The 26,265-nt window shown below is 54.7% G+C and carries 18 protein-coding genes and 2 pseudogenes; 9 read left to right on the forward strand and 11 right to left on the reverse strand.

Annotated elements, in window-relative coordinates; translation table 11 throughout:
* From VF639_RS15245 to VF639_RS15255, 3 genes are all read left to right on the forward strand, one after another.
* Positions 1–899, forward strand: an 899-nt coding sequence (locus tag VF639_RS15245; protein WP_331146783.1) for an Nramp family divalent metal transporter, incomplete at its 5' end; no start/stop codon positions are given.
* Positions 900–1,027: 128 nt separating this feature from the next.
* Complete coding sequence (locus VF639_RS15250) at positions 1,028–3,622, forward strand: TonB-dependent receptor (protein ID WP_331146784.1); 2,595 nt, start codon at positions 1,028–1,030, stop codon at positions 3,620–3,622.
* Positions 3,623–3,831: 209 nt separating this feature from the next.
* Positions 3,832–4,689 carry a transporter gene (locus tag VF639_RS15255; protein WP_331146785.1) on the forward strand — a complete coding sequence of 286 codons (858 nt, stop codon included), beginning with the start codon at positions 3,832–3,834 and terminating at the stop codon, positions 4,687–4,689.
* Between the two features lie 152 nt (positions 4,690–4,841).
* Here VF639_RS15255 and VF639_RS15260 read toward each other — a convergent pair whose 3' ends face one another.
* The 4 genes from VF639_RS15260 to VF639_RS15275 form a co-directional block, all read right to left on the reverse strand.
* The gene (locus VF639_RS15260) at positions 4,842–5,219 is read right to left on the reverse strand and encodes an SPW repeat domain-containing protein (RefSeq protein ID WP_331146786.1); all 378 of its coding nucleotides are present in this window, start codon (positions 5,217–5,219) and stop codon (positions 4,842–4,844) included.
* A 141-nt stretch (positions 5,220–5,360) separates the two neighbouring features.
* Positions 5,361–5,756, reverse strand: coding sequence for an SPW repeat domain-containing protein (locus tag VF639_RS15265; RefSeq protein ID WP_331146787.1), 396 nt, complete (start codon positions 5,754–5,756; stop codon positions 5,361–5,363).
* Between the two features lie 233 nt (positions 5,757–5,989).
* Positions 5,990–7,201, reverse strand: coding sequence for a DUF1501 domain-containing protein (locus tag VF639_RS15270; RefSeq protein ID WP_331146788.1), 1,212 nt, complete (start codon positions 7,199–7,201; stop codon positions 5,990–5,992).
* A 115-nt stretch (positions 7,202–7,316) separates the two neighbouring features.
* Entirely contained in the window at positions 7,317–8,882 is a 1,566-nt protein-coding gene (locus tag VF639_RS15275; RefSeq protein ID WP_331146789.1) for a DUF1800 domain-containing protein, read from the reverse strand.
* A 120-nt stretch (positions 8,883–9,002) separates the two neighbouring features.
* Here VF639_RS15275 and VF639_RS15280 point away from each other — a divergent pair, with 120 nt between their 5' ends.
* Entirely contained in the window at positions 9,003–9,782 is a 780-nt protein-coding gene (locus VF639_RS15280; RefSeq protein ID WP_331146790.1) for a DUF5672 family protein, read from the forward strand.
* A gap of 178 nt (positions 9,783–9,960) precedes the next feature.
* Here VF639_RS15280 and VF639_RS15285 read toward each other — a convergent pair whose 3' ends face one another.
* On the reverse strand, positions 9,961–12,567 hold the full coding sequence (locus tag VF639_RS15285; RefSeq protein ID WP_331146791.1) for a lamin tail domain-containing protein: 2,607 nt from the start codon (positions 12,565–12,567) through the stop codon (positions 9,961–9,963).
* A gap of 184 nt (positions 12,568–12,751) precedes the next feature.
* Between VF639_RS15285 and VF639_RS15290 the strand changes: the two genes are divergently transcribed.
* Together VF639_RS15290 and VF639_RS15295 are read left to right on the forward strand one after the other, a co-directional pair.
* A complete protein-coding gene (locus VF639_RS15290) occupies positions 12,752–13,765 on the forward strand; it encodes an aspartate-semialdehyde dehydrogenase (RefSeq protein ID WP_331146792.1) in 1,014 nt (337 codons plus the stop codon).
* Positions 13,766–13,941: 176 nt separating this feature from the next.
* Positions 13,942–15,090 (forward strand): TonB family protein, encoded by a 1,149-nt coding sequence (locus VF639_RS15295; protein ID WP_331146793.1) that lies wholly within the window; start codon positions 13,942–13,944, stop codon positions 15,088–15,090.
* 534 nt (positions 15,091–15,624) lie between these two features.
* On the opposite strand, the gene VF639_RS15300 is transcribed toward VF639_RS15295, so the two are convergent.
* The 3 genes from VF639_RS15300 to VF639_RS15310 all read right to left on the reverse strand — a co-directional run bounded on the left by VF639_RS15300 (position 15,625) and on the right by VF639_RS15310 (position 20,259).
* Positions 15,625–17,823: a heparinase II/III domain-containing protein gene (locus VF639_RS15300; RefSeq protein ID WP_331146794.1), complete on the reverse strand. Its 2,199-nt coding sequence runs from the start codon at positions 17,821–17,823 to the stop codon at positions 15,625–15,627.
* A 158-nt stretch (positions 17,824–17,981) separates the two neighbouring features.
* On the reverse strand, positions 17,982–18,611 hold the full coding sequence (locus tag VF639_RS15305; protein WP_331146795.1) for a hypothetical protein: 630 nt from the start codon (positions 18,609–18,611) through the stop codon (positions 17,982–17,984).
* 10 nt (positions 18,612–18,621) lie between these two features.
* Positions 18,622–20,259 carry a hypothetical protein gene (locus VF639_RS15310; RefSeq protein WP_331146796.1) on the reverse strand — a complete coding sequence of 546 codons (1,638 nt, stop codon included), beginning with the start codon at positions 20,257–20,259 and terminating at the stop codon, positions 18,622–18,624.
* Between the two features lie 942 nt (positions 20,260–21,201).
* Between VF639_RS15310 and VF639_RS25395 the strand changes: the two are divergent.
* Positions 21,202–21,396 (forward strand): annotated as a pseudogene (locus VF639_RS25395) (DUF4158 domain-containing protein); the annotation flags it as partial.
* A 180-nt stretch (positions 21,397–21,576) separates the two neighbouring features.
* A pseudogene (locus VF639_RS15315) lies at positions 21,577–22,102 on the forward strand (Tn3 family transposase); the annotation flags it as partial.
* A gap of 166 nt (positions 22,103–22,268) precedes the next feature.
* Here VF639_RS15315 and VF639_RS15320 read toward each other — a convergent pair.
* Positions 22,269–23,030, reverse strand: a complete 762-nt coding sequence (locus VF639_RS15320) for an alpha/beta fold hydrolase (protein ID WP_331146797.1) — start codon at positions 23,028–23,030, stop codon at positions 22,269–22,271.
* A 134-nt stretch (positions 23,031–23,164) separates the two neighbouring features.
* Here VF639_RS15320 and VF639_RS15325 point away from each other — a divergent pair, with 134 nt between their 5' ends.
* Positions 23,165–23,296, forward strand: coding sequence for a hypothetical protein (locus VF639_RS15325; RefSeq protein ID WP_331146798.1), 132 nt, complete (start codon positions 23,165–23,167; stop codon positions 23,294–23,296).
* A gap of 60 nt (positions 23,297–23,356) precedes the next feature.
* Here VF639_RS15325 and VF639_RS15330 read toward each other — a convergent pair whose 3' ends face one another.
* Positions 23,357–23,911 carry a YceI family protein gene (locus tag VF639_RS15330; protein ID WP_331146799.1) on the reverse strand — a complete coding sequence of 185 codons (555 nt, stop codon included), beginning with the start codon at positions 23,909–23,911 and terminating at the stop codon, positions 23,357–23,359.
* Between the two features lie 223 nt (positions 23,912–24,134).
* On the reverse strand, positions 24,135–26,078 hold the full coding sequence (gene dxs, locus VF639_RS15335) for a 1-deoxy-D-xylulose-5-phosphate synthase (protein WP_331146800.1): 1,944 nt from the start codon (positions 26,076–26,078) through the stop codon (positions 24,135–24,137).
* Between the last annotated feature and the right edge of the window lie 187 nt (positions 26,079–26,265).

A 26,265-nucleotide genomic window follows, 5' to 3' on the forward strand; every position in this document is an offset into this window, starting at 1 on the left:
TCCCGCTGACGTGGGGCGTGGCGCTTACTATTCTGGATGTGTTTGTGGTGCTCCTGTTTCAGAGCCGCGGGTTCCGCGTGCTGGAAAGCATAGTGGCCGGGCTGATCGTGGTTATTTTCGGCTGCTTTTTGTACGAGATTATTGTGTCGAAGCCCGATTGGTTTGGCATTTTGGGCGGGCTTGTTCCGCAGCCACAGGTGGTGACCAACCCCAAGATGCTCTACATTGCCATCGGCATCTTGGGCGCTACTGTGATGCCGCACAACTTGTATCTGCACTCCAGCATCGTGCAGACGCGCGCCATCGAACAGACAGAACCTGGCAAGCGCATGGCCATCAAGTTTGCCACCATCGACTCGACGATGGCATTGTTTATGGCATTTTTCGTGAATGCGGCTATTCTCATTACTGCCGCGGCAGCTTTTCACCGCAATGGTCACCAAAACGTGGCCGACATCAGCGACGCGCATAAACTACTGGCGCCGGTGCTTGGTGCGGGCGCAGCCAGTGCGGTGTTTGCGGTGGCGTTGCTGGCTTCGGGCCAGAACTCGACGCTGACGGGCACGCTGGCCGGCCAGATTGTGATGGAAGGCTTCCTTAATCTCAAGCTGAAACCCTGGCTGCGCCGGCTCATTACGCGCGGCATTGCCGTGGTACCCGCCCTGATTGTAACCATACTGTACGGGGAGAAAGGCACCGGGCAGCTGCTGGTGCTCAGCCAAGTGATTCTGAGCTTGCAGCTAAGCTTCGCGGTGGTGCCGTTGGTGCTCTTCACCGGCAACAAAGACAAGATGGGCGTGTTCGTGAACCGGCCCTGGATTCAACTGACGGCGTGGGTGGTATCCGGCATCATCATCGCGCTGAACGTGTATTTGCTGTTCGAGACTTTCTTCGGCTAGACCTTACAATACGTGGGAGTTACTTACCTCCCACGTATTTTTTTGACCGTACTTTTAGACTCATCTAAATATTTTTTTAACCCACCTTAAAGGCGTTACACCCTTTGGGGAAGGTGAAGTGGTGAAAGATGAAACGTGCTCTATTCACTGCTTGCTTCTTTCACCTCTTCACGCCCCACCCTTCGCCTTTCACCACTTCCCCTCTGCCGAAAGGCGTGGGGTTACGCCTTTTCACAGAATCTTTTATGAAGCTCGCCTACCTTATCCACACATTATTGCTGCTGACTACTGCTCTGACGGCTCCTGCCCAAGCGCCAACGGGTGTTGTTCGGGGACGGGTGCTGGCAGAAGGGAAAGGTCTGGAGCTGGCGACGGTAGCGTTGCCAGGCACTACGACTGGCACTTCTACGGATGCGCAGGGCCGTTATGAGCTGCGGGCAGTACCTGCCGGAACGCATACCGTTGTTTTCTCTAGCGTGGGGTATCAGCTTCAGCGGCGGCAGCTAACCGTGGTAGCCGGCCAGACTACGGAAGCCAATGCTCAACTCGCGGCCGTACCTGCGGCGCTGTCCGAAGTGGTGGTAACGGGTGTGAGCCGGGCAACTGAAATCCGCAAAAGTCCGGTGCCTATTGTCGTGCTCAGCAAGCGCGAAGTGAACCTTAACAGCAACGGCAACCTGATAGATGCGGCCGTGAAAGGCGTGCCGGGCCTCAGCGCCGTCACGACGGGGCCGAATATTTCCAAGCCGTTTATCCGGGGCTTGGGCTACAACCGGGTGCTGACCATGTACAACGGCCTACGCCAGGAAGGCCAGCAGTGGGGCGACGAGCACGGCATCGAAATCGACCAGTACGACATCGACCGGATAGAAGTGGTGAAGGGTCCGGCCAGCTTGATTTACGGCTCCGATGCCGTGGCCGGCGTTATCAACATGCTGCCGCGCTTGCCCAACGGCCCAACCGGGCAGCTCCACGGCGACGCCCTAACCGAATACCAAACCAACAACAACCTTGTTGGTAACTCGGTAGGGCTGCACTACAACCAAAGGGGCTGGCAGTACGCAGCGCGGGGCTCTTACCGAATGGCGCAGGCCTACCGCAACGCCCTGGAAGGCCGCGTATACGGCACCGCTTTTCGGGAGCTGAACCTGACCACGATGGCCGGAGTGGAAAAACCGTGGGGTTCCACGCACCTCTACGCCACGCTCTACGACAACCGCCAGGAAATACCAGACGGCAGCCGCGATTCGCTAAGCCGGCAGTTCACGCGGCAAATAGCCGAGGGCGAGCAGGACGACCTTAAAAACCGCCCGTTGGTGCCCACCGCCGACCTAAGCACCTACCGCATCAATGCGTTGCACCAGCGCATTCAGCACTACCGGCTGCTCAGCCGGAGCCGCTTCAAACTCAAAGCTGGCGAGCTACAGGCGCTGCTTGGCGCGCAGCAAAACGTGCGCCGCGAGTACAATCACCCCACCGCGCCCGCGCAAGCCGGCCTGGCAGTTGCGCTCAATACCTACAACTACGATTTGCGCTACGCCGCTACCTGGCTCGGACTGGAAACCACCTTGGGCTTGAACGGCATGTACCAAACCAACCACAACCGCGCCGCCACCGACTTCCCCATTCCCGACTACTCGCTAGCCGATGTGGGCGGCTACGTTTACGGCAAGAAAACCTTCGGCAAGCTCGATCTTTCAGGGGGCATACGCTACGATACGCGCCAACTAAGGTGGGCCAACTTCTACGTGGGCACCGACTCCACCACCAGCTTCACTCGCCAGTTGAGTGCCGCCGAAGCCAACGGAGCCGAACCGCAGTTTGCCGCTTTCCGCACCCGCTACCAAGGCATTTCGGCAAGCTTAGGCGCGACGTACAACTTGTCGGAGCGGCTGTTGCTGCGGGCTAATGTGGCGCGGGGTTATCGAGCGCCCAACATCACGGAAGTAGGCTCCAACGGCCTCGACCCCGGCGCGCACATCGTGTATTTGGGCAACCGCAGCTTCGGGCCGGAGTTCAGCTTGCAGCAGGACTTGGGTTTGAGCGCCTACCTACCCGACGCGGAAATCAGCGTCAGCGGGTTCAACAATGCCATAGCCAACTACATCTACCAGGCCCGCCTCAACGGCCCCGACGGGCAGCCCGTAGTTATCGTGCCCGGCAACACCACCTACCAGTACCAGCAGGGCCGGGCGCGGCTGTACGGGGCCGAAGTAACCGTGAACCTGCACCCGAAAACCCTGCCGATGCTGGCTTTCAACAACAGCTTGGCTTATGTAACGGGGCTCAACAAGGAAGCTAGCCTGTTGGAAACCAACGGCGCGGCGGCCAAATACCTGCCCTTCATTCCGCCCCTGCGCACCCGCTCCGAGGTCCGCCTAACTAGCCAGCCAGCATGGGGGCCACTGACCAACACCTATATCCGCGCCGTGCTGGATTACAACGCTCCGCAAAACCGCTTTTATGCCGTCGATAACACCGAAACCCGCACAGCTGGCTATGCTTTGGTAGGATTTGGGGCGGGCACCACCTTCACGAGCGGCCCCACCAAGCGCGAAGTCCTGCAAGTATTTATGCAGCTCGACAACGCCTTCAATACGCTTTATCAGTCGCACCTGAACCGGCTGAAATACTTCGAGTACTATGCCGCTTCGCCCAACGGCCGCCAAGGCATCTACAACCAAGGGCGCAACCTGAGCTTGAAAGTTGTGGTGCCTTTTTAGTTAGCTGTTAGCTTTTTGCGCTTATTCCTACTCCCGCGTCAGCACGCCAGATGCTTCGGCAAGCGGATGCCAAATCAAGCAGGACGGTCTTACTAAACGACAGAAGCTATCAGCCAATAGCCGGTAGCTAACAGCTAAGCGAGTTAAAGCAGCCAAAAAATACCACTTAGCGTAGAAGGCGGACCGCCTCCTCACTACCACACTTACATATGCACTACCGCTACTTGCTGTTGGGCTTGCTACTGGCAGGCTTCTCGGCCGAGGCGCAGAAACCGTCCAGCGCGCCTTGCGTCTACGATTCTGCTCACTTCGACCTGTTTCATCCGGTGCCGCGCACTCGCCTGCGGCCCCTGCGGCCCGACCGCCCCGGCGTTACGGAAAGCCCTTTTACGGTGGATGCCGGCCACTTTCAAGTGGAAATGGACGCCCTGCGCCTCATCAACAGCCGCGACGACGACCAACGCGGCCGTGAATTTAAGGCGGCTTATAGTAACCTGAAGCTTGGCCTAAGTCGCCGCACCGACATTCAGCTGGAAGTACCGCTCTACAAAATAGACAAAGAGCGCACCGCCAGCGAATCTGATTGGGAGCGTCATACCGGTTTCGGCGATATGGCCCTGCGGGTGAAGCACAACTTTCTCGGCGACGACCAGGAAGGCCCGATTGCCGTGTCGGTGGTAGGCTACGTGCGCTTTCCCACCGGCGGCCAGACGGGCAGCGGCGCCGCCGAATACGGTTTGATTGTGCCCGTCAACATCGAGCTGCCGCACAAATTCAACCTCGACCTGCAACTGGAATCAGACTTGGAATACGACCGGGACCTAAGCCGCCGCTACGTGCAGCTGATGCCTTCCATCGCCCTCGACCACGAATTCAACGACGTCTTCTCTTTCCTGATTGAAGGCGTAACCCAATGGGATACCAAGCACGCTGGCTGGCGCTCCTCGGTGAACATAGCGCCCATTTTCTCGGTCAACGAAAATCTTCAGTTCGACTTCGGCACCCACCTAGCCCTAAGCCGGGAAACCGACCGGGAATTTTTCGTAGGCTTCACCTTTCGTCGCTGACGCGCCTTTAGGCGAGGTGAAGTTGCGTCTCGTATTGCTCACAACTTCACCTCGCCTAGAAATACCGAGCTTCGTTACGCATCTGGAAAAGAGAGCAGCCCGTGGCAAACTCTTGCCACGGGCTGCTCTCTTTCGTATCACACCGTGCTTAATTACCGCGAGTTGTCGGTCATAAGGGAGCGGCTGTGAGCTTTCCAGTCGGTGATGAACCAGGTGACGACGGACACGACGCCGAGCGCCCATGACAGATTGCGTTCGGCGCTGCCTTGCGGAAAATGAAATAGAAAGGGCGCCGCCAGCAGGGCCACCCCCGTTAACAGGTCAAGCCAACCGTGAACCGGCAATGGTATTACGCGGATCAGGCCGAACTTGAAATCGGTGAGCAAGGTGAGCCCTAAATAGCCCGCGGCCATTACGAAACAGGCGGTATCAACGGCAGGCTCTAAATCGAAGACGATGGGCGCCATGGCCAGAACGGTGATAAACATTACGTCTACTACACCGTGGGCGGTAGGTGACAGGATTTTCATAGCAGGCATTGTATTATTTAAACCATGCTCCTTGGTACGGCTGCTAAAGCCCAAGGATATTATCGACTTTGTTGCGGGCACTACCTATAAAAAAGCCTGACTGCTATAGGCAGCCAGGCTTTGGAGTAGTTGCCGCTTTGTTTAGTGCTGGTGATTAGGCATCATGGAGTTTTGCGTTTGGTTGTGCGTGACGCCGCGCCAGTCGGTGAGCATCCACGAACCAAGGAACAAGATGCCCATGCCCATAAAGAAATTGCGGGCTGTATGGCTGTCATCGGCGAAGCCGAACAGGAAGGGGGCGGCCAGCAGGGCCAGACCACTTACCAGCTCTAGTCCGCCGTGCACGGGGAAGGGAATCATACGGGCCACGCCCATTGGGAAATCGGTTAGGAGCGTGATAACGAGGTAGCCAGCAGCCAGTATGTAACAAACAGTAGCGTAGGTACCTTCAAAACCGAAGATGGTGGGCGCAAGGGCAAACAGGGCGATGGTGCCGTAGTCGAGCATGCCGTGCACGCGGGGTGATATTACTTTCATAGCTTGGTCGTGGTTAAGTGGGAAAACTTGTTATGCCACTTTTTACGCCCGCCAAATACAAAGGATATTGTTGAGCTGCTGCTTTTTAACTCTTATTTCATACCGCTGCATCCGAAATTTTAAGCTAGTGTTGTGCTTGGAAATTATCCAACCAAGGCGTTGTCATTCCGACATTCCGCGCCTCCCGCGGCTATAGTAATGTCGTAATTACAACGCCTTGGTTGAACTGGTGCTTACACCAAGCCTTGCAAACGCTCGAACTCCCGTCCCAAGATAACCTTGTCGTCGGCTTGCAGCCAGTCGTGGAGGACGGTGGCGTAGAGGCTGCGGAAGTCGAGTTGGTGGCGCAGGTCACCATCGAGGAGGGTTGACAGATCGGGGGCATTGTTGAGGACGCCTTTCTGCCGGAGGCCTCCGCCGAGCAGCAGCACGTTGTTGGCGGTGCCGTGGTCGGTGCCGTTGCTGGCGTTTTGGGTGACGCGGCGGCCAAATTCCGAGAATACCAGCACCAGCGTGTCGTTGAAAGTGCCGGCTTTCTGCAGGTCTTCCGCAAACGACGCTAGGCCGTTCGACAAGTCGCCTAGTAGCCGGCCTTGCTGCTCCTGCTGCCGCACGTGGGTATCGAAGCCGCTGAGCGACACATAAAACACCCGCGTGTCGATGCCCGAGTTAATTAGCTCGGCCGTGGTTTTCAGGTTGCGGCCAAACTCAGTGGTCGGGTACGTGACACTCGACTTATACACCTTAGACGTTTGGTACAGATAGTCGGCCGACGATGAGGTTTCGGCCAAAGTCTTGTACAAATAATCCAGCTCCGATACGGCACCAGCGGGTTTTTCGCCGCTTACCTGCGCAATGAAACGGTTCTGCGTAATCTGGTGAAACTTCTCGGGATTCTTCAGCGCCAAGCCTTTGCGCAGCTCGCCTTTCATGGCCAAGCTCAGCGTATCGTCTACTTCGAGGCCATTGTAGGGCACCTGGCAGGCGGGGCAGTTCGAGTCGAGATAACGGCCGAGCCAGCCGGTGCTCAGGTACTGGTCGGAGGCCGAGCCGCTCTGCCAAATATCCATGGAGCGGAAGTGCGACCGGTCGGGATTGGGGTAGCCCACTGAGTTGAGCACGGCCACGTGGCCCTGGTCGTAGAGGTTCTTGAGGCCCGTCATGGCCGGGTTGAAGCCAAGGTCTTTGTCGAGGGCCAGCACGCCGCTTTGCTCTTTGATACCAAGCGTGGGGCGGGCTTTGTAGTACAGGTCGTTGCGGAACGGGATGATGGTGTTCAGGCCATCGTTGCCGCCCCCAAGCTGCACCACCACCAGCCGGCGGCCGTTGGCATCGGCCAGCTTCTGGAGGCCCTGGCGGTCTAGCGCGTGCAGAAATTTCGGCACAAACAGCAAGCTGCTGGCCAGCACGGAAGTCTTTAGAAAGTCGCGGCGGGAAGTAGGCATAGGTTAGTTTCTTTTGTCATTCCGACATTCCGCGCCTGAAGCGGCGAGAGAAATCTGAATTAGCTTGTCCAATTACAGTATCCAAATTCCGCCGTCGTCGGAATGGCATTCTAGTTTACATCAGCTGATACTCTGGCAAACTCAGCAAGCTGGTTACCATGGCCCGTAGGCGCCCTTCGGCGGGGGCGTTGTCGGCGGCTTTCTGGATCAGGGCCAGGTTGTCGGGGCGGATGGGGGCCTGCAACACAAACTCGCTGAGTTTAGCGGCTTGCTGCGCAGCGGGCGTTTTGGCTAACATAGCTTGCACCGGCGCCAGGCGCACGGTGGTTTTCACTTGCTGCCGAAACGTGCGGTCGGCCTTGGATACTTGGGGCGCAATGTCGTTTTCGTCTTCTTTCAGCGCCACGTTGAACTCGGCATTTCGGAGTAGCACGGAAGGCAATTGCAGCCGATACAGCAACGACGACGAGTCAATCCAGTTGCGCCCACCAACCCAACCCGCCACGTTCGGCGGCTCGAACAAGGTCTGCCCCAAGGCCTTCTGAAACACGATAAGCGGCTTATCGTCTACCAGCTGCAAGCCTATGGTGCGCTTGATACCGGCCAGCAGCTCAATGGGCGACTTGATGCGCGTGCCCACATTGGCGGCGTCGTAAAACCAATCGGCCGAAAACATTTGCTCTACCAGGGCGCTGATGTCGTAGTTGCTCTTGAAGAAAGCCTGCGCCAGCGGTTGAATGTGGGCCGGATTGGGCGTATCGTTCACAAAGAAGCGGTACAGCTTGGTCGTGATAAACTCGGCGGTGCGGGGCTGCTCGAGAATAATGCTCAGGACCTGCTCGCCGTTGAAGTTGCCGGTGCGGCCGAGGAAGGTTTTAGAACCTTCGTCGTGGTCTTTGTCCCGGAACACAAACTCGCCCCGCCCATTGTAGCCCCACCCGGTGAAGGCCCGGGCCGCCTCTTTCACGTCCTTTTCGGTGTAGTTGCCGCGGCCCATCGTGAACAGCTCCATCACCTCGCGGGCGAAGTTTTCGTTGGGATGCTGCTTGCGGTTTTGCTGATTGTTGAGGAACTGCAACATGGCTGGCTCCTTGCTCACGGCCAGCAGCAAAGCGCCGAACTTACCGAGCGCCAGTTGCCGGATGGTGTTGTTGAGGTGCAGGGCCGCATCGGGTCGCCGCACGCGGCACGCAAAGTGGCCATGCCAGAAAAACGTTAGTTTCTCCCGCAGCTGCGCCGGCGACGTAGCCATCTGCCGCATCCAGCCCGTGTTCATGGCGTAAAACGACTGCCGGATACCATTGTTCTGCATCTTGCGCTGCTGCGGCGTCATGTCCTGCCGGCGCAGTAGCGGCGGTTGGTTGCGGCCCCGCTGCACCGCCGACCTTCCCGACAGCGGCGCGACGGGCGCCGGCTGCTCCATGCCTGAGCTTATAGCGGTTTGGTCGGGCGTGGTTACCATAGCGGCCTGCGGCGTCCCGGCGCCGCGCGATACGGCTATAAACGGCGTAAGAGGCTCCTGATAATGCATCTCCGGGCTATCGAGCAGCTCTACTTTCTCGGAATCGCGCAGGAGTTGGCGCAGCGCTTTGCGCACACTTAAGCCACTGGCTACGTCTTCGGGCCGTGGCCCAAAACCCGCTCGCCAATACAAATGCTGAACTTGCTGTTGCGTCGTCATGGTGCTTGGACGTCGGCAACTAGCGAGGGTTTAAACTGTATACTTCTTAGATAAATAAGAATATCCTTGGACCGAGCCTCAAATTGATAGTATTATTACTACAAATTTTAGATTTCTTCTATGGCAAAGAAATTAGTTACAGTAGTAGTGCCTATCTACTTGCAAGAACCATCAGAGCTGGAAAAAATTTCGCTCTCCCAAATACTTACCGTTCTGCATAAGCACCCCATCACGTTCATGGCTCCCTCAGACCTTGACACGACGTGGTACGAAGACTATTGCCGGGGCAAAGCCAACATTTATATCGAGCGGTTCAACTGGAAAGGCCACGAAGCATACGGTCAGCTATTGCTTAGCCCCGAGCTATATAAGCGCTTCTCTAAGTACGAATACATGCTGGTTCACCACATGGACTCCTTTGTGTTCCGGGATGAACTAGAAAAATGGTGCCTATTGGGCTACGACTTCATCAGCGCGGTTATTTTCCACCCGCAGTGGACGGCCATCGTGGACCATCCTTTCCGGAAGGCCATAGGATTCGGAGCGCCCGAATATTTCGGCAACGGCGGTTTTGCGCTCAAGAAAATCGACACGTTCCACCGTATTACGTCGAGGTATAAGTTCTACATCGACCTTTATAACTGGATCAGAAGGCGGCGTAAAAAACAGTTGCTGGAAGACCTTTTCGTCATGCAGCACTTCCCCAAGCTTTCTAAGTTCAAAGTCCCGACCAAAGCAATAGCTCAAAAGTTCGGTGCCGAGTACGTGGTATGGGAAGAGCAAGACTTGCCCTTCACCAATCAGAACATCAACAGCTTGCCCTTCGGCGTCCACGGCTGGATTCAGTTTCACCCGGAATTCTGGAAGCCAAGTATCCGGCAGTTCGGCTACAGCGTTTGAGGAATTGCGAATGAAGAATGACCGTCATGCTGAGCGCAGCGAAGTCGAAGCATCTCGCTCGAACCGTTGCCACGGTAAAGGGTTTACCACCCTAGCAAGATGCTTCGACTACGGCTACGCACCCTGGCTTGACGCGCCACATGCGGACGCTAGATCAAGCATGACGGTCATTCTTCACTCAGAAACGAGCCCCTAACACTACCGTTTTCTTGTAGTCTCGTTTTTCGCCGCTGGTGGGCTTGAACAGCTCAATCCGTAGCACGTAGTACCCGATAGCCGCTTTCTGGCCCCGGTCGTTGAGCCCGTCCCATTGAAAAAATCCATTCGTAGCCAAGGTTTCGTTGCGTACCAGGCGGCGCGTCAGGCGGCCCTGCGCGTCGTAGATGGTTACGCTGGCGGCATAGCCGGGGCTGTCGAGGGTGTAGTTGAGGGTAGTGAAATCCTGCTGGCCATCCTCGTCGGGCGTGAAGACTTCGGGCGCTAAGCTAAACTGCAACTCCCCGCCAGGGTCGGCCTGCTGCTGCGAATTGCGGCGGCCCGGCGTAGCATACCCCACGGCACTAGCCGCCGAGTGAAAGTTACTGGCCGTACTCGGCCCCTCGGCCCTAATCCGCTCCAACGATACGCCGTTGAGGTCGTCGAGCAGTTTCAGGTGTTGCTCGTCGCGGTAAGCGTACCGGTCCAGGACGCGGCTTTGGGCGTCGCGCACCACCACGGTACCGGCATCGTCGGGGTAGGTGGGGAAACCGGCCATAGTCAGAAAGGTGGTGGGGTCGGCACTGGTGGGGTACTGAGCTTGCACGATGTCGGGGCGGGTGGTGAGCAGCAGCAGTTGGCCGGGCGCCAGCACGTAGGCGCTGTTGCTTATGGGCTCCTGGTCGGTGGTACCGTCGGGTTTTTCGAGGCCGAGTTGCCAACCCTGCACATCGAGGTACTTGGCAGAGCGGTTGAGCAACTCCACAAAGTCCACGGCATTGGTGCGCGGGTTGAACAGGATTTCGTTGATTACCACGTCGCCGGCAGCTACCGGCGCGGGCAAGGCAAACGTGGCCGACGTGGCGGGGCCAGCCGCATTGCCTACGCAGTCGGTGGCGCGCTGCACAGTCACGGTTACGGGCTGGTTGACTTGCAACGGCGCGCCGAGCGTTAGATCCACTGTCCGGAAATCGGGGCTTACGGGGGCTGCTCGGGTAATGGCAGTGGCCGGCGCCAGGGTGTAGAGGGCAGAATTTGCGGCGGCGGTGCTATCGAGTTTCTCCCCGTAGAACAGCCGGACGGTGGTGGGACTCACGGCCAAGGCGCGCAGTAGCGCAGGGGCGGTACGGTCGGCGTTGGTGGCGCGCACCGAGTTAACCCAGCCGGGCGTACCGCCGGTGGCGTCGGTGCTGGCCGTCCAGTTTTCCATGCCGGCGCAGGGGTTGGTTACATCTACCATTTCCAGGCTCCAGCCGCCGTCTTTCTTGCGACTGTCTTTGTACCAGGTGTCGGAGTAGCCGATTTCGAACAGCGTCTGGCCAGTGCGCCCGCGCAGTACCAGCTCGTCGCCGGCGTTGGTCAAACTCGGGAAGTTGGTTAACCCGAACACCTTCCCGAAGGCGGCAAACTGCGCGGTACGCGTGCTGCCGCACACCACGGCATACTCGCCCGGCAGCAGCACCGCGCCACTTGGGAATACGGCTGGGCTGCTGGTACTGCCTGGCTTGAGCAGCCGGACGCCGCTGAGGTCCAGCACCGCCGTAGCCGATGGATTATGAATCTCCAGGTACTCTGACGCGGGCAACCCAATTACCGGCGTTTCGTCGGCAAAGATTTCGGTAACGAGCAGCTGGTTTAGCGTTGGCACCACGGCAAACCCGTTGTTCTGGAAACTTACTGTAATCGGCCCCGGAGCGGTGTTGCCGTACGAATCGGTGACGCTGCGAACTTCCAGCGTGTTGGTTCCCAAGGGCAAGTCAGCGGCTAGGGTCAGGTGCACCACGGCGGCATCGGTGGCGTCGCGTTGGGCGCTGAGCACGGCGGGCGCACCCGCAGCGGCTAGGCGGTAGCTAGCGGCAGCCTGCGCGGCTGTTACCGGCTCGTTGAAGGTCACATTAAGCTGCCGGGCGGCGGCAACCGCAACGGCCAGCGGGGCGGGTGGCGCCGTATCCGTAACCCGGAAATCATCGAAGAAAAAGGCCCGCCCGTTGGTCGAGGAATACGCGAGGCACACGCCGACATACGCGCCACGACGCAGCGTAGCATCGGTAGCCGTTCCTTCACTCACATAAGTGGTACCGCCCGTCAGGTCGCGCTCCAGGGTCCAGGAGTCCTGTGCCGAGCGGGTTATCCGGACGCGCACCAGGTTGTTGGTGGTGGAGCTGAGCGTGGCATCGGCGCCGTTTACCACGTACACCGGGCTGCCCGTGGCATCTTTGCGAAAGAGGGCCACTTCATCGGTAGTGCCACCGAGACGCACGAAGTAGCCGCGGTTGCCGGTAGCTTTCAGGTCAGCCAACTCGGAAAGCAGCCATACGTCGGCGTAGTTGCCACTGCTGGTAGCTAGCCGCAGGTTAACCCAAAACTCCCAAGTGGTAGCGCCGGCCACCTGCACGGGCGTTACGAGCTGCAATATGGTGCCCGTAACGGCAGGGCCGTTGCTTTGGAGCTGCTGGTTAGCTACCTGAAAGCTGGTAGCATCGCCGGTCCAGGCAGGATTTTGGGTGAAATTGCCGTCGGCAAACGTATCGGCAAGCTGTGCCACCGCCGCGAAAGGCGCTAGCAACAGTAGGAGTAGCAGTTTTTTCACAAATACAGATACTTCACGGAAACAATAGTATTGACTGCCAGGCAGCCCGGTAAGGCGTTGGCAAGTAGTCTGCTAATTTATTGAACAAAACCGCGGTTCTCTGCACTTTTTCTTTACAAAGCGCCGCTAGAACGATAAAACTGGCTGTTGGTCTTACATTTACCGTATCCAAACCTTAACAACCATGAAAGTAGCCGTAGTAGGTGCCACCGGTTTGGTCGGTGGCGAGATGCTCAAAGTGTTGGCCGAACGTAATTTTCCGGTCACGGAACTCCTGCCCGTTGCCTCCGAAAAATCGGTGGGTCAGGAAATCGAGTACCAAGGCAAAAAATACAAAGTGGTCAGCATGGACGACGCCATTGCGGCCCGGCCGGCCATTGCCATTTTCTCGGCGGGTGGCTCCGTGTCGAAAGAGCAGGCGCCGCGCTTTGCCGAAGTCGGCACCGTCGTTATCGACAACTCCTCGGCCTGGCGTATGGACCCGACCAAGAAGCTGGTAGTACCCGAAATCAACGCCAAGGAAATAACGGCCGACGATAAAATCATTGCCAACCCCAACTGCTCGACTATTCAGATGGTGGTGGCCCTCAATAAGTTGCACGAGGCCTACAAGGTGCAGCGCATCGTAGTGAGCACCTACCAGAGCGTAACGGGTACCGGTAAAAAAGCCGTCGACCAGCTGATGCAGGAACGCGCCGGCCAAACGGCCAGCAACCCCGCCTACCCCCACCCCATCGACCTGAACGTGCTGCCCCACATCGACGTGTTCGAAGACAACGGCTACACCAAAGAGGAAATGAAGATGGTGAAGGAGACCAAGAAAATCATGGGCGACGACAACATCCGGGTAACGGCCACCACCGTGCGGATTCCCGTAATGGGCGGCCACTCCGAATCGGTGAACGTGGAGTTCGAGTTGGAATTTGAGATGGAAGACGTGTTCCGCATCCTGCGCAACACCGAAGGCGTGGAGGTGGTCGACGACGTGGCCAACAACCGCTACCCCATGCCCAAAGACGCCCACGGCCGCGACGCCGTGCTCGTCGGCCGCCTTCGCCGCGACGAAACGCAGCCCCGCACCCTCAACATGTGGGTGGTAGCCGACAACCTGCGCAAAGGGGCTGCTACCAACGCCGTGCAAATTGCCGAGGCCATGTTAAAAATGGGTTTGCTTCAGGAAGTAGCGGCTACCGTTTAAGTTTGTTTCCTGTTATAGATTTCGTGAAGCCTCTCAAACTATGTTTGGGAGGCTTTTTTGGTGTACGATTTCCAACCCAATTATGCCTTGGTGAGCGGCACGCAGCAAGAGAAACATAGTAAGTGAAAACGCCTACCTTGAATACTCAACCTTTCTACCTATCCGTTCATACCTGAATGAACCCCACCAAGAAAGCCAGCTCCTACAGTGCGCTGACGGGCTTACTGCTTGTTGTTGCTACCAGCTTGTTTGCCCAAACTGCTCCGCCCGCCACGCCGGCACCAAACGCCACGCAGGTTTACACCTTTGTAGAGCAAATGCCCAAGTACAACGGCGGCGGCAACGACTCCATCGTAGCGTATCTGCGGCGTAGCACGCGCTACCCGGCCGCTGCCATTCAGAGCGGCGCCAGCGGTAAGGTGTTCGTTACGTTTGTAGTGAATGCACAAGGAAAAGTAGAACAGGTACGGGTGGTAAAACCAGTTGATCCAGCGCTGGACCAGGAGGCGTTGCGGGTGGTATCGGCTATGTCGGCCTGGCAGCCGGGGCAGCAGCAAGGCAAACCCGTGGCCGTGGCCCTAACGGTACCCATCAGCTTTGCTATTCAACAGCCGGCCCCGGAGCCCACCGCCACTACCACCGCCAAATATCCGGGCGGCCCCGAGGCGCTGCTCGCCTACCTGACGGCCATTCCGTATCCGGAAGCGGCCCGGTCTGCGGCCCTAGATGCGCGGGTTTTCATCGAGTTCAAGATAGACAAAGCGGGCAAGGTGATAGGGGCCAAAACCATCGGTCCGCTCATGCGCAAGCCGCAACCGACTCCGCCGCCGCGGGAGGTAATCGACGCGGCAAAGCTGGCGCTGGAACAAGCCGCCACGGAATGGATTCAAGCCATGCCCGCCTGGACCCCGGCCAACGTCAACGGGACGCCGGTAGAAAGCGCCCTGTTCGTGCTGCCCCTCGTTTTCAATCCGACACCCTCTGCAACAGCCCCCAAAGACAAGGTGTATCTGTATGCCGACCAGATGCCGACGTTCAATACGCAGCCCGACAAATACGATGTGCAAGCGAGCATCCGGCGCGGCCTGAAGTACCCCGCTCTAGCCTTACGCAACCGCCAGGAGGGCACCGTTTATCTGTATTTTGTCGTCAACGAAACCGGTGCCTTCGAGCAGATGCAAGTGGTAAGATCGGCCGGCGCGGAACTGAATCAGGCCGTTTTGGAAGCAGTACGCAGCCAGTCCGCCGCCTTGACACCGGCGCAGTTGAAAGGCAAGCCCGTAAAAGTGTTCTACGTGCTACCGTTCACGTTCAAAATCAAGTAGCTGCTCTTGCGCAATACCTCCTTCTCCGCTTCTACAACGCCCTTTCCAGGCAAGCCGCCGATGCCGTATAGGTAGCAAAAGAGGTAACGCGAAGTTCAACTTCGCGAGGCGCGTGCTGACGCCTGCCCAAACTGCGCACGCCTGCCCAAACCGCGCAGCTAGGTCGTGCAAAGCCTTGCGAAGTTGAACTTCGCGTTACCGGCTTCTTCTGCGCTTCCGAACAAGACAGTTGCGGTGGCAGGAAAGACTACTCGTTGGTGTAGCGCATAACGGCAGTTAAGAGGCTATTTGAATAGGGGCTGTCATTCCGGATAGCCTCTAAGTAAACCAGCACACCGAATGCCAGGGTGCATCAGGAAGCGGCCTGCTGATACAGTTTACTACCTGATGTTACACAACGCCTTTCCAGCAAGTAGGCGCAGGGCCTGTGTAATAGCAGTTATTAACGCAACCCCAACTTAGTTCGGCCTACTTAACTGCTTCAAACGGCAACTGTGTAACCCCTAATAAAGAAACAGCATACTCATCCATACTTTATCTTTCAGCGACTAATAGTCGTGAACTAAGCCTTGGTGATGGAAGAACTTGTTGATCAGGATTTACTACAATCTCCCACTGTTTTCCTTGTGCCGAGCGTAACTTGATTAAAAGCGCCTTTGCTTTTCGAGTAGCCAAATTATTATCTGTCAGCGACTCAACTTGTACGGCGATTTGCTGTCCATCCAATGCAACGCACCACGCCCATGTCATAATTGGCTTGGCCTGCCGTTGAAAATATGCTGACGCAACCGGACCGTTAACTGTCCGAAGGGCTTGTCCGGTGATAAGATCGGTCGAAACCGTAGCATCTGTACTAACCCTGACCTGACGCCCCGAGGGCAGAATGCCAAGCAGTGAAACTCCATCTGGACAGCGCCCGCCCTGTGGACTTTGCAATCCCAAAAAACCGCTCTTCGGCGCCACCAGTAAAGAATCCGCTGCGGGTAGATTAAGCCATTTACCGACTTGGTGGTAAGCAATCGTCACATATTTTGCTGGCTGATATAGTTGCGCTTGGTCCACAAACAAGATTAAATTTTCCGTAAGCATAACTGCCGTACGGATGAAGCGGAGCGAATCATATGCCGTGCGGGTTTGCACCATCAAATAGTCTGCTCCAGCTGCTTGGCCAAATTCCAAACAGGAGGCAGAAGATGGCTTTTGCCGCTGATAATCAAGCATAAATGAGTTGTGAGCGGCAGTACTTCTATACCAGTTCCACTGCCGCGGGTCGCCATACGTGTTGATTCCAGGATCAACCGCAATCATTTCCGCCCCTTTGAACAAGACAAAACTGAGTTGATCCGGATGCGCATGACCATTGGCATTAGGACTATATTCCATATACAAGTGGGTGCTGTTATGACCTTGCCCTTTGGCCAGTAACCCATAGCCAGCAACAGGATAATTAAGGCTTTTAACGGTTCGTGGTAGAGCAGCCGGTAAAGCTTGCTCTCCATACACGAAAGCCCAGTCTAGAAATAATGCCCCTCTACTTTCTGTCTTTCCTCGCTTCGACGAATTCAGAACTGCTGTGTAAGTGGGGTCGTGAAATTGAGCATATCCCCACTCATATAGATACTCTTTCTCTTGCAAGAAAACGGTGTGAGCATCATTGAAAGCGGGCAAAGTGAGTTCTGAACCAGCTAAGTTGAGCGCAGCATCCAGCATTTTTTTAAGTGGGGCCAAGTCCACGGTGTATCCAGCATTGGTAGCTGCTTGTCCTAAGGTAATTAGGGCCTGGAGCGCATAGCAATGATAGGTTGCGGAGCGTTCCACCCAAAAACCGTCAGACGTAATGTTCTTTGTCACTTGCGCAGTGTAGCCGCGAGTCGGGTGGTGGAGGGCAAGATCGATGAAGTGCTGATTGTGTGTGAGCAATCCAACCATGCCGGCGGCGGCATTCTCCCAGCAGACAATGTTTACCGTAATCTGTGCCGGCTGAGCAACCAGGTAGGCCGCCGGCACAAAAAGCTGCCGCTGAAGCAGCTGACGATCCTGCTTGGTTAATAGAGGCCAAATCAAGTCGGCTCCCTGTACCAAATCAATCAGCCATATAGCTTCATCCAGAGTTTGTACGTGCGTTTTGCCGAAATCCTGGTCATTAAGATTTCGGCAACGAGAGGTGTTGGTAAGAGGGAGTTGCGGATAGAGACGAGCGTATGCCAGTAAGATTTTGCGGGCTTTATCAGCATAGCGCTTATCAAGGCTGAGCTGATAAGCTAAACCTAACTGAACGACGCCTAGTGCCCACGCATCGTGAATATAGCTTAGCACCACCCCATCGTAATCCTGAGAAGGAATGTTGGGAGAGCTCCGCATCAGTTGACCACTTACCGGGTTACGATGCTCCCACTGCCAGTCACCAATCAGGCGGCCCCTTTTTAAGCCCGATCCGGAGATGGTATCGATATAATAATCCTCCCAGTTACCGGCCCGAGGAGGCAATTCCACTTCTTCAACCAACAATTTATCTGCCTGCGCTTTAAGCCGGAGCCAATTCGCCGATTGCCAGGAAGAATCTTGAATAGCACGCCGTAGTTGCTTGATTTTAACTGGTGTGGTCAAAAGAAATGGATGCTGTTCATCGGAATACTCCGGTATAGTTGGCAATCGATCAGCATTTGCTTTTGTATTGCACATGAAGCAATACAGCAATATCATCCAGATACCTACTTTACTAATGAACGCCATGGAAAAGAAATTACTGCTACTTTAACAAATGATAGATACCCTATTAACGGAATATTATTAGTAATTAGTCAATATTTAACCGGGATAAGCAAGTTTATTTTTCAATTAAAAAGCTGTAATAAGTTGCAATAATTAACATTCAAAATCTTGGCCTATATTTATTTGTAATATCTTATAGGAATAGATTTTAAAAGCAATGTGCTTATATCTTTGGCTTCTACTAGCGATACCGCCAGTAGCAATTTATATTTGCCAGGTATTAACGGACTATGAGCATTACCTGCACTTCCATACTTAGGGTTTTGCATCAAAGAATTAACAATTGATATGGATACGATTTGTGGTACATTAGGTGGAAGAGTTATTTCACGCGCTAAGCTAGTGCCCATAATCTTTGTGCCATTGAATTGAGTGTAGTTAACAACGAATGATTCATAACTAAATAACTTTGGATTTACCCAATGTTCCGTTATTCTACTCCTGAGTGGAAGGGCTACGTCAATTCCTGATTTATTGGTTAATTTAACATCTATAAAATCTAAAGGATTTACAATTTCAATTGTATCTTTAGATTTATTTTCAATTTTTATTAAAAATAATATGCCATTTTTTGAATATCTTTGAGCTGTATCCAGTTGTGTTGTTACAATAACACTATTTAATTTTTCATTTGTACTTCTAATTACAACAAGCTCTTTATTTATGGTTTTTTGCCCATAAACAGGTCTTATAAGACATAAGCTTAGCGTGATTTGAATTGAAATCAAAAAGACAGATTTAATTTTCATATGTTACTTATTAACGTCCACAAAGAAAGCAAGGCGTCCATTGTACATTAGAATTATTCGCATGAGTACATATGGTGCTTATCATAGTATTGACTATAGGAAACTCTACGCTTGGTATAGCGCCATTATTATCATGATCGGATGCTGATTGCCGCCCGTATTCTCGATTCCACATTACATTAATTGCCGTAATAATATCATTGTAATCCGTAGAATTACGAATTTCATTGATTGCATCTGATTTGGTTTGACCGTTATACGGAATCCGTAACGTTTCAACAGCAGATTCTATTCCAGGCAAAACTGATTGTAAACTAGGTTCTATATGTGCTACATGTACATCCTCATGTGCGGCGGCGGCGCTTATCATATACCAATTAGCGTTAAGGCCAAGATTAAATAAGTCTTCTACCTGTTTACAGTAATTTGCTTCGGTAGTATTTCCATATGGCCCTGTCACCTCCGTGACTTGAGGAGGCAACCATATTTGACGATAGTAGCTTCCATTGACTGCTAATAAAACTGCTTTCCACGTGTTTCCATCTTGACAAGCGCTAATTAGTATAGTGATATTTCCAGTACTAACTCTCCCATATATATCAGGAGTTAATGGAGGAGCAAAGGCATCAGGGCTAATGGTTTTAGATACAGGTGGATTTAGGCATTCGCACTGATCAGGATCATCATTAGTATTATAGCAATTATCGTTATGATCACCGAATCGCGTTGTCCAGCCAGGCCCTGGAGTCGCGCAAAATATCATGATTCTAGTACCCCACCCATCTCCATCGTAATCTTGGTACCAAGTTTGACCGTACCATCCAGTGTCACCACCAATGCATCTGCCACAATTGTCTAAGTATGCAGACCCTTGACAAGGAGGGCCGCCCCCAGTGGGAGGACCACCGCCCCCACCAGGACCACCGCCCCCACCAGGATTATCGCCCCCACTCGGCTCAGACTCCTCATAACAATTCCTATCCGACATTGGAAAACCAGTAGCACAGTCAATTGTATAGGTGCATAGCTGATAGTAGTTGTACCCTCCTGACGAGTATAAGAACGTCCTTTCTCTGTGGCCACAAATCTCTACACAGCCTCCGGACGAGCTTAAATTCAAGCGGTCCGCCAAGCCGCCCTTGTAAGGTGTGACTTTCCTTTTTCCAAGTACAGGAAATGCGCCCGTTATCTTGAAATCATTGAGTCCTTCCGTGATCTGAACAGAAAAATCATCGGCCCGAACTTGTTGCTTGCCTTCATTGATAAAAACTACTTGCAGAAAGCCGTCTTTCGGGGCAGTCATTAGCATTGTTAGATCCTGCCAGTTGTCTCGCGCTGAGCGGTCAATACCCTTCACTCCGGCCCTTACAAAAGCGGTGTCAGCATCGTATAGAATATACTGCAAGTAGGCTTTAGGCAGTCCTTGTTGCTGTTTACGCATATGAGGCGAAAGTGCGATACCAGCACCTACATAAGGAAACGTTCTCCTTGAAATAGCCAGCGCTCTTGCCTCAGACACTGCGTTAGTTTTTTGTTGTTGGCTATAGTTGGCTCCAGTTCCCAGTATAGGCAGCACATTTCCTACTTTTCTCGGCTTTCGACTGTAGGTGGCATAGGTTTGAATATGCACCTGTTCGTTGGCTACCACCGGAATCAACTTTGACAATGTAAAATAAGAGTTGCCCGCGGTTCCATTCAGGAGCAAAGAGTTTTCCCCCCGTACGGGCGAGGTCTTGGCTCAATAAGCGCTCTACGCGCACAGTATTTAATAACGAATCAGCTGCCGGGTCCTCAAAACTAGTGATGACGCTCTGCTTAGTAACAGGAATTGTTTTCTCATGATCTGAACCTTGTTGGGCTTCGGCCGGTAAGGCAAAGCAACTCCATAGGAGTAGTCAGACGTAGTATCTGTTGTTCATAATGTGTTTAATTAAACTATGAATCAATTCTTGATTTATTTACAATTGTTCTGTGTTGTTCAGTGAATAAACTACGCGCCAAGCCCAAGCAGTGGAGCACACGTGATAGTCCAGACACCTAGGTTAGAACTGAGTATGTTAAAAGAGACTTGGTATATCGGCGCAGTATGGCTAGCTGTCCTTTAAGAGGGACAGCTACTTCTACAATCTCAAAGTTGCGCTAGGTAGGAGGGCTGGTATAGCGGCTAACTCGAAAGCTGCCCCGTAGCTTTAGATGCCTAAATCTAATAGCCTTATTGAATATAAGCAAGGCATAACAATTTCTTATTATCACAATATATCGTGAGACACAACTTATGCATGATGGAGTAGTCGCACCCGTGACAGATCATGTTCAACGGTGACTTCAGTATGACCGAGAGGAGGGTAACGTGCATTATCGGACTAAATTCTGAAAGGCTCCCCACCGCGAATCATAAGCAACAACTAGCTTGTCGGTAGCTCTGTTGTGGTGTTTGGCCACAATGAATGGGATAGTATCGGTGGTAGGCGTGCCAACTTCATGACTAGTGACGTTGTAGCACATCTGGCATGAAGGCTTACGCACTTGAAATTTCTGAAGTGGCTTCAGCACGTCTAAAAGCACTTTCACTTCTTTCTACCAAAATAGAATCGAGAACCTCTTGGAACTGCAAGAGGCCTTTGAGTTCCAGACGTTTGGCTTGCCGCGTTATCGGGCCGCTGTACCGTGGCTCGCTGAAGTCGCGCTGCAAACAGACAAAGGCGTAGTGCTGCTCCAGGCGCTGATGGGGCACCTGCGCCGCCAGGGCATCTTATTGCCCGCAGTCCCCGTCCTCGAACGCCTTAGCGCCGAGGCGTTGACGCGGGATAATCGCCAACTCTACCAACTGTTGACCGAGGACCTTATCTTGGAAACCCGGCAAGCGTTGGAAAACCTGCTCACCCGCCGCGAAGGCAGTTCCCTGACGAGGCTGGCGTGGCTGCGGCAAGTCCCCTCCGCCCCCACGGCTCGGCAGATGCTGGTTCACTGGGAAGAAATATTACGCCTAGCCACGTCCATCAAGCAGGGCACCGTGACCGCCTCGCTTATGTTGCGCAAGCTCGGCAGCTACTCGCGTCAGAATGGCCTGGCCATAGCCCTGCGCGACCGGGCCGCATCGAGCGAGCCTATTCATCCTGGATTGGCTGCAAAGCGTGGACTTGCGCCGCCGTGTGCAGGTCGGGCTCAACAAAGGCGAAGCCCGCAACGCGCTGGCCCGGGCCGTCTTCTTCCACCAGCTGGGTGAAATCCGGGACCGGGGCTTTGAGCAGCAGCGCTACCGGGCCAGTGGCTTGAATCTGCTCACCGCCGCCATCGTGTTGTGGAACACGGTGTAACTCCAGCGTACCATGCAGGCCCTGCGCACCCACAGCCAGTCCGTGGACGAAGCGCTTTTGCCCTATTTATCGCCGTTGGGCTGGGAGCACATTAACCTGACCGGGGACTATTCGTGGCGTACGAAACGCGCACCCGGTGAATTTCATCCTCTACGGCCCATTTTCAGGCCTTAACGTGCTATTTTTTCCGTCTTCTGAGAAGACCCCATCAAGACAAGCCAGTAAAAGTGTTCTACATCTTGCCCGTGTCGTTTGCCATTAAGTAGGCGTCTCTACCGGTAGAGCGGGCTGGTTGATTAACGCCTGATCGTAAGAAAGCTTCAGTAGCGACTTGCACCCCTTATTTTACCTCATAAACTCTGCTCGCAAAATTCACCACGGCCTGGCGCGTTAGCGCGGGCGCTTCGAAATAGCCAAGGTGGCCGACGTCGCTCAGGAGCAGGACGTGACTTTCGGTGGGCAGCGCTAATTGGGGCAGTAGGCTTTCCACCGGCACGGCCACATCGTCTTGGCCCCCGATAAAGAGCACTGGAAACTCGGCCTCTTTCAGCACCTTGGTGCGGTCGGGGCGGTTGCGCATGGCTTCCAGCGCGCCTAGCACCGTGGCTTCGGGCGTGGATCGGCCAATTTCCTCTAGAAACTCGCGCTGCTCCCGCATCTGCTCCCGATTGACCGGCGCAAACAGCGGCCTGATAAACGATTCCATAAACTTTTCGACGCCATGGCGACGCACAAAATCCATGTTCTTGTCGCGGTTCACCTTTTTCTCATCGGTGTCGGGTAGGGCTGTGGAGTGGAACAGCACCAAGCCCGCCACCTGCTCGGGATAACGCTCGGCAAAAGCCAAGGCCACGTAGCCGCCCATGCTGTGGCACACCAGCAACGCCTTTTCTACGCCTTTCTGACGCAGCTGCTCGGCCACGTAGCGGGCCTGCGCTTCCATACTGTAGTCGCGCACGTCGTGCACGTTGGTGCCGTGCCCAAGCAGGTTGAGCGTAAGCAGCCGGTAGCCAGCAGGAAACTCGCGGGTGAAATCAGTCCATATTTCCCGGCTTTCGGCGAAGCCATGTAGGAAAAGAATAGCAGGATGTTGGGAAGACATAAGGAGTGAGGCCATTCGGCTAACGGCTAAGCAGATGAACCGGCACAATTACGCACATTTGCTTGTCCTTTCCTTGAGTTATCCGCATGTCGTCAGCAGGCAATGATAAGCGGCCAATGCTTCGCTTTACCTGCGTGACTACAACCCGTCTCAATCCCTACGCCGGCTTCTGGACCGACTACGTGATGAGCGAGATTCAACGCCGCATTCTGACCGTAATCCAGCGGCGCTGTGAAACAGCAGTGAACCAAGCTATGCTACCCTGAAACAGAAAAAGCAAGCCCCCCATCACAGGAGCTTGCTCTTTTCCAGCGAAATAGGGCTTTCTAAGCTTCTTGCGCCTGGGCTTCTACCACTTGGGCAAACTGCACGCTGGCTAACAGCTTCACTTCTTCACCTACCACAATAGAGCCGGCTTCGGTGATGCCTTCCCACGTCAGGCCAAACTCTTTGCGGTTGATTTTGCCGCTGATTTCGAAGCCGGCTTTGGTGTTGCCGTAGAAGTCGGCGGCTGAGCCACCGTATTCCACATCCAACGTCACGGGTTTGGTTACATCTTTGATTGTCATATTACCCGTGACCTTGTACGTATCGCTGCCCGTTTTAACAAACGAGGTTGAGTCGAACGTGATATTGGGATAGGTAGCGGCAGCGAAAAAGTCGTCCGCTTTCAAGTGCTGGTCGCGCTGCTCCTGGTTGGTATCGATACTGTTCACGTCGAGCGTGATGTGCACTTTGGCATTCTCGAACGAGTCGCCATCTGCTTCAATGGTGCCCGCAAATTTCTTGAAGGAACCCGTCACCGTCGAAATGACGAGGTGCTTGATTTTGAACTGTACTTCGGAGTGCATGGGGTCGAGGACCCATTGAGTAGCTGCCATGATTGTAAGCGTTGATAGGGTTAGTTTGAATACACCTTATAGGCTTCCGGCCCTTTCAGATGACGCAACAAATGTAGCAACATTATTCACAATGATGTACGTACATCAATAAATATTTTTCCTGCCCTATACTACCCGTTTAAAACCTGCAGAAACACGAAAGCCGAAGCAGCATTAGCTACTCCGGCTTCCAATGAAATAAGCTTTGAACTGCGGCTTCTAATTACAGCAATACCGTTTCTATAGCAACTTGGGCTACTACTTTGCCGCTTAATTCCCGCATGGCGGCGGCAATGCCGTCGGCGTCGAAACCACATTCTCTGTATAACTCGTCTTGGGTGCCGTGCTCCACTATTCGGTCGGGGATGCCGAGGCGGCGGACCGGGAGGTGGTAGCCATGGTCGGCCATGAATTCCAGCACCGCCGAGCCGAAGCCGCCTTGCAGGCAGCCGTCTTCTACGGTTACCAGGGCTTGGTATTGCTGGCAGATGGTATGGAGGAGCTCTTCGTCCAGCGGCTTGCAGAAGCGCATGTCGTAGTGGCCGGGGTTGAGGCCTTCGGTGGCTAGTTTTTGGGTGGCCTTGGTGGCATAGTTACCGATGTGGCCGATGCTGAGCACCGCCACACCTTCACCGGCGCGCACCACGCGGCCCTTGCCCACCGTGATTTTCTTGAGGGGTTTGCGCCACTCCGGCATCACGCCCTCGCCCCGAGGGTAGCGGATGCTAAATGGGCCGGCGTTTTCGGGCAGCGTGGCCGAGTACATCAGGTTGCGCAACTCCTCCTCGTTCATCGGGGCCGAAACCACCATGTTCGGGATGCAGCGCATGTAGGCCAGGTCGTAGCAGCCGTGGTGGGTGGGGCCGTCGGCACCGGCAAAACCGGCGCGGTCGAGGCAGAATACTACGTGCAGGTTTTGCAGCGCCACATCGTGCAGCACCTGGTCGTAGGCGCGCTGCATAAACGAGGAGTAGATGTTGCAGAACGGAATCAGTCCCTGCGTAGCCAGGCCCGCCGAGAATACCACCGCATGCTGCTCGGCAATACCCACGTCAAAAGCGCGCTTGGGCATGGCGGCCATCATCAAGTTCAGCGACGAACCCGAGGGCATGGCCGGCGTCACGCCCATGATTTTGTCGTTCAACTCGGCCAGCTCAATGATGGTGTGGCCGAACACATCCTGGTACTTGGGCGGCTGCGGGGTAGAGTAAGTTTTCTTGCTGATTTCGCCGGTTACCTTGTCGAACAGGCCCGGAGCGTGCCACAGGGTCTGGTCTTTCTCGGCCAGCGCGTAGCCTTTGCCCTTCACCGTCACGCAGTGCAGGATTTTGGGGCCCGGAATGCTTTTCAGGTCGTTGAGGATGGTGGCCAGGTGCTGCACATCATGCCCATCTACGGGGCCGAAATAACGGAATTTCAGCGCCTCAAACAGATTACTTTGCTTGAGCAGGGTCGCCTTCATGGCCGACTCTACTTTGCGGGCAATCTGCTGCGGGTTGGGGCCAAACTTCGAGAGCTTGCCTAGCACGTTCCACAGTTCGTCGCGCACTTTATTATAGGTGCGGGAAGTGGTAATGTCGGTGAGGTATTCCTTGAGCGCACCCACGTTGGGGTCGATGCTCATGCAGTTATCATTCAAGACAACCAGCAGATTAGAGTTCGTAACGCCGGCGTGGTTGAGGGCTTCGAAAGCCATACCGGCCGTCATAGCACCATCGCCGATAACGGCAATGTGCTGCCGGTCGAACTCGCCTTTGTAGTCCGACGCTACGGCCATGCCGAGCGCGGCCCCGATGCTGGTACTGCTGTGCCCTACCCCGAAGGCGTCGTACTCGCTTTCTTTGCGCTTCGGAAAGCCCGACATGCCATTGTAGCGGCGGTTGGTCGGGAACCGGTCGCGGCGGCCGGTCAGAATCTTGTGACCGTACGCTTGGTGACCCACATCCCACACCAGCTGGTCGTAGGGCGTGTTGAAGACATAGTGCAGCGCCACCGTCAGTTCCACGACGCCAAGTGAAGCGCCAAAGTGCCCCCCGTATATCGAAACCGTATCAATAATGAACTGACGTAGCTCCTGGCTCAGTTGTACCAATTGATCCTGGCTGAGCTTTTTCAGGTCGTCGGGCGAGTCTATGGCCGCCAGCAATTCACCGGGTTCGACAATCATGTATAATAGAGGCAGATGGGGATAAAGGCAACAGCTAAATGGCCGAAAAGGTTACTATACCTCTTGGTCGCCCGCTGCGTACGACACCCAAAGTTACGGGTTTTCTGTTCGGGCGGTTCAGAGAAAAGCTCGTTTGTAAGCCGGCGCCTCTCCACAATTAACAAGCCAAAACCGTAACCACCCCGGC

Source organism: Hymenobacter sp. (assembly GCF_036387835.1).
Classification (GTDB): Bacteria; Bacteroidota; Bacteroidia; order Cytophagales; family Hymenobacteraceae; genus Hymenobacter.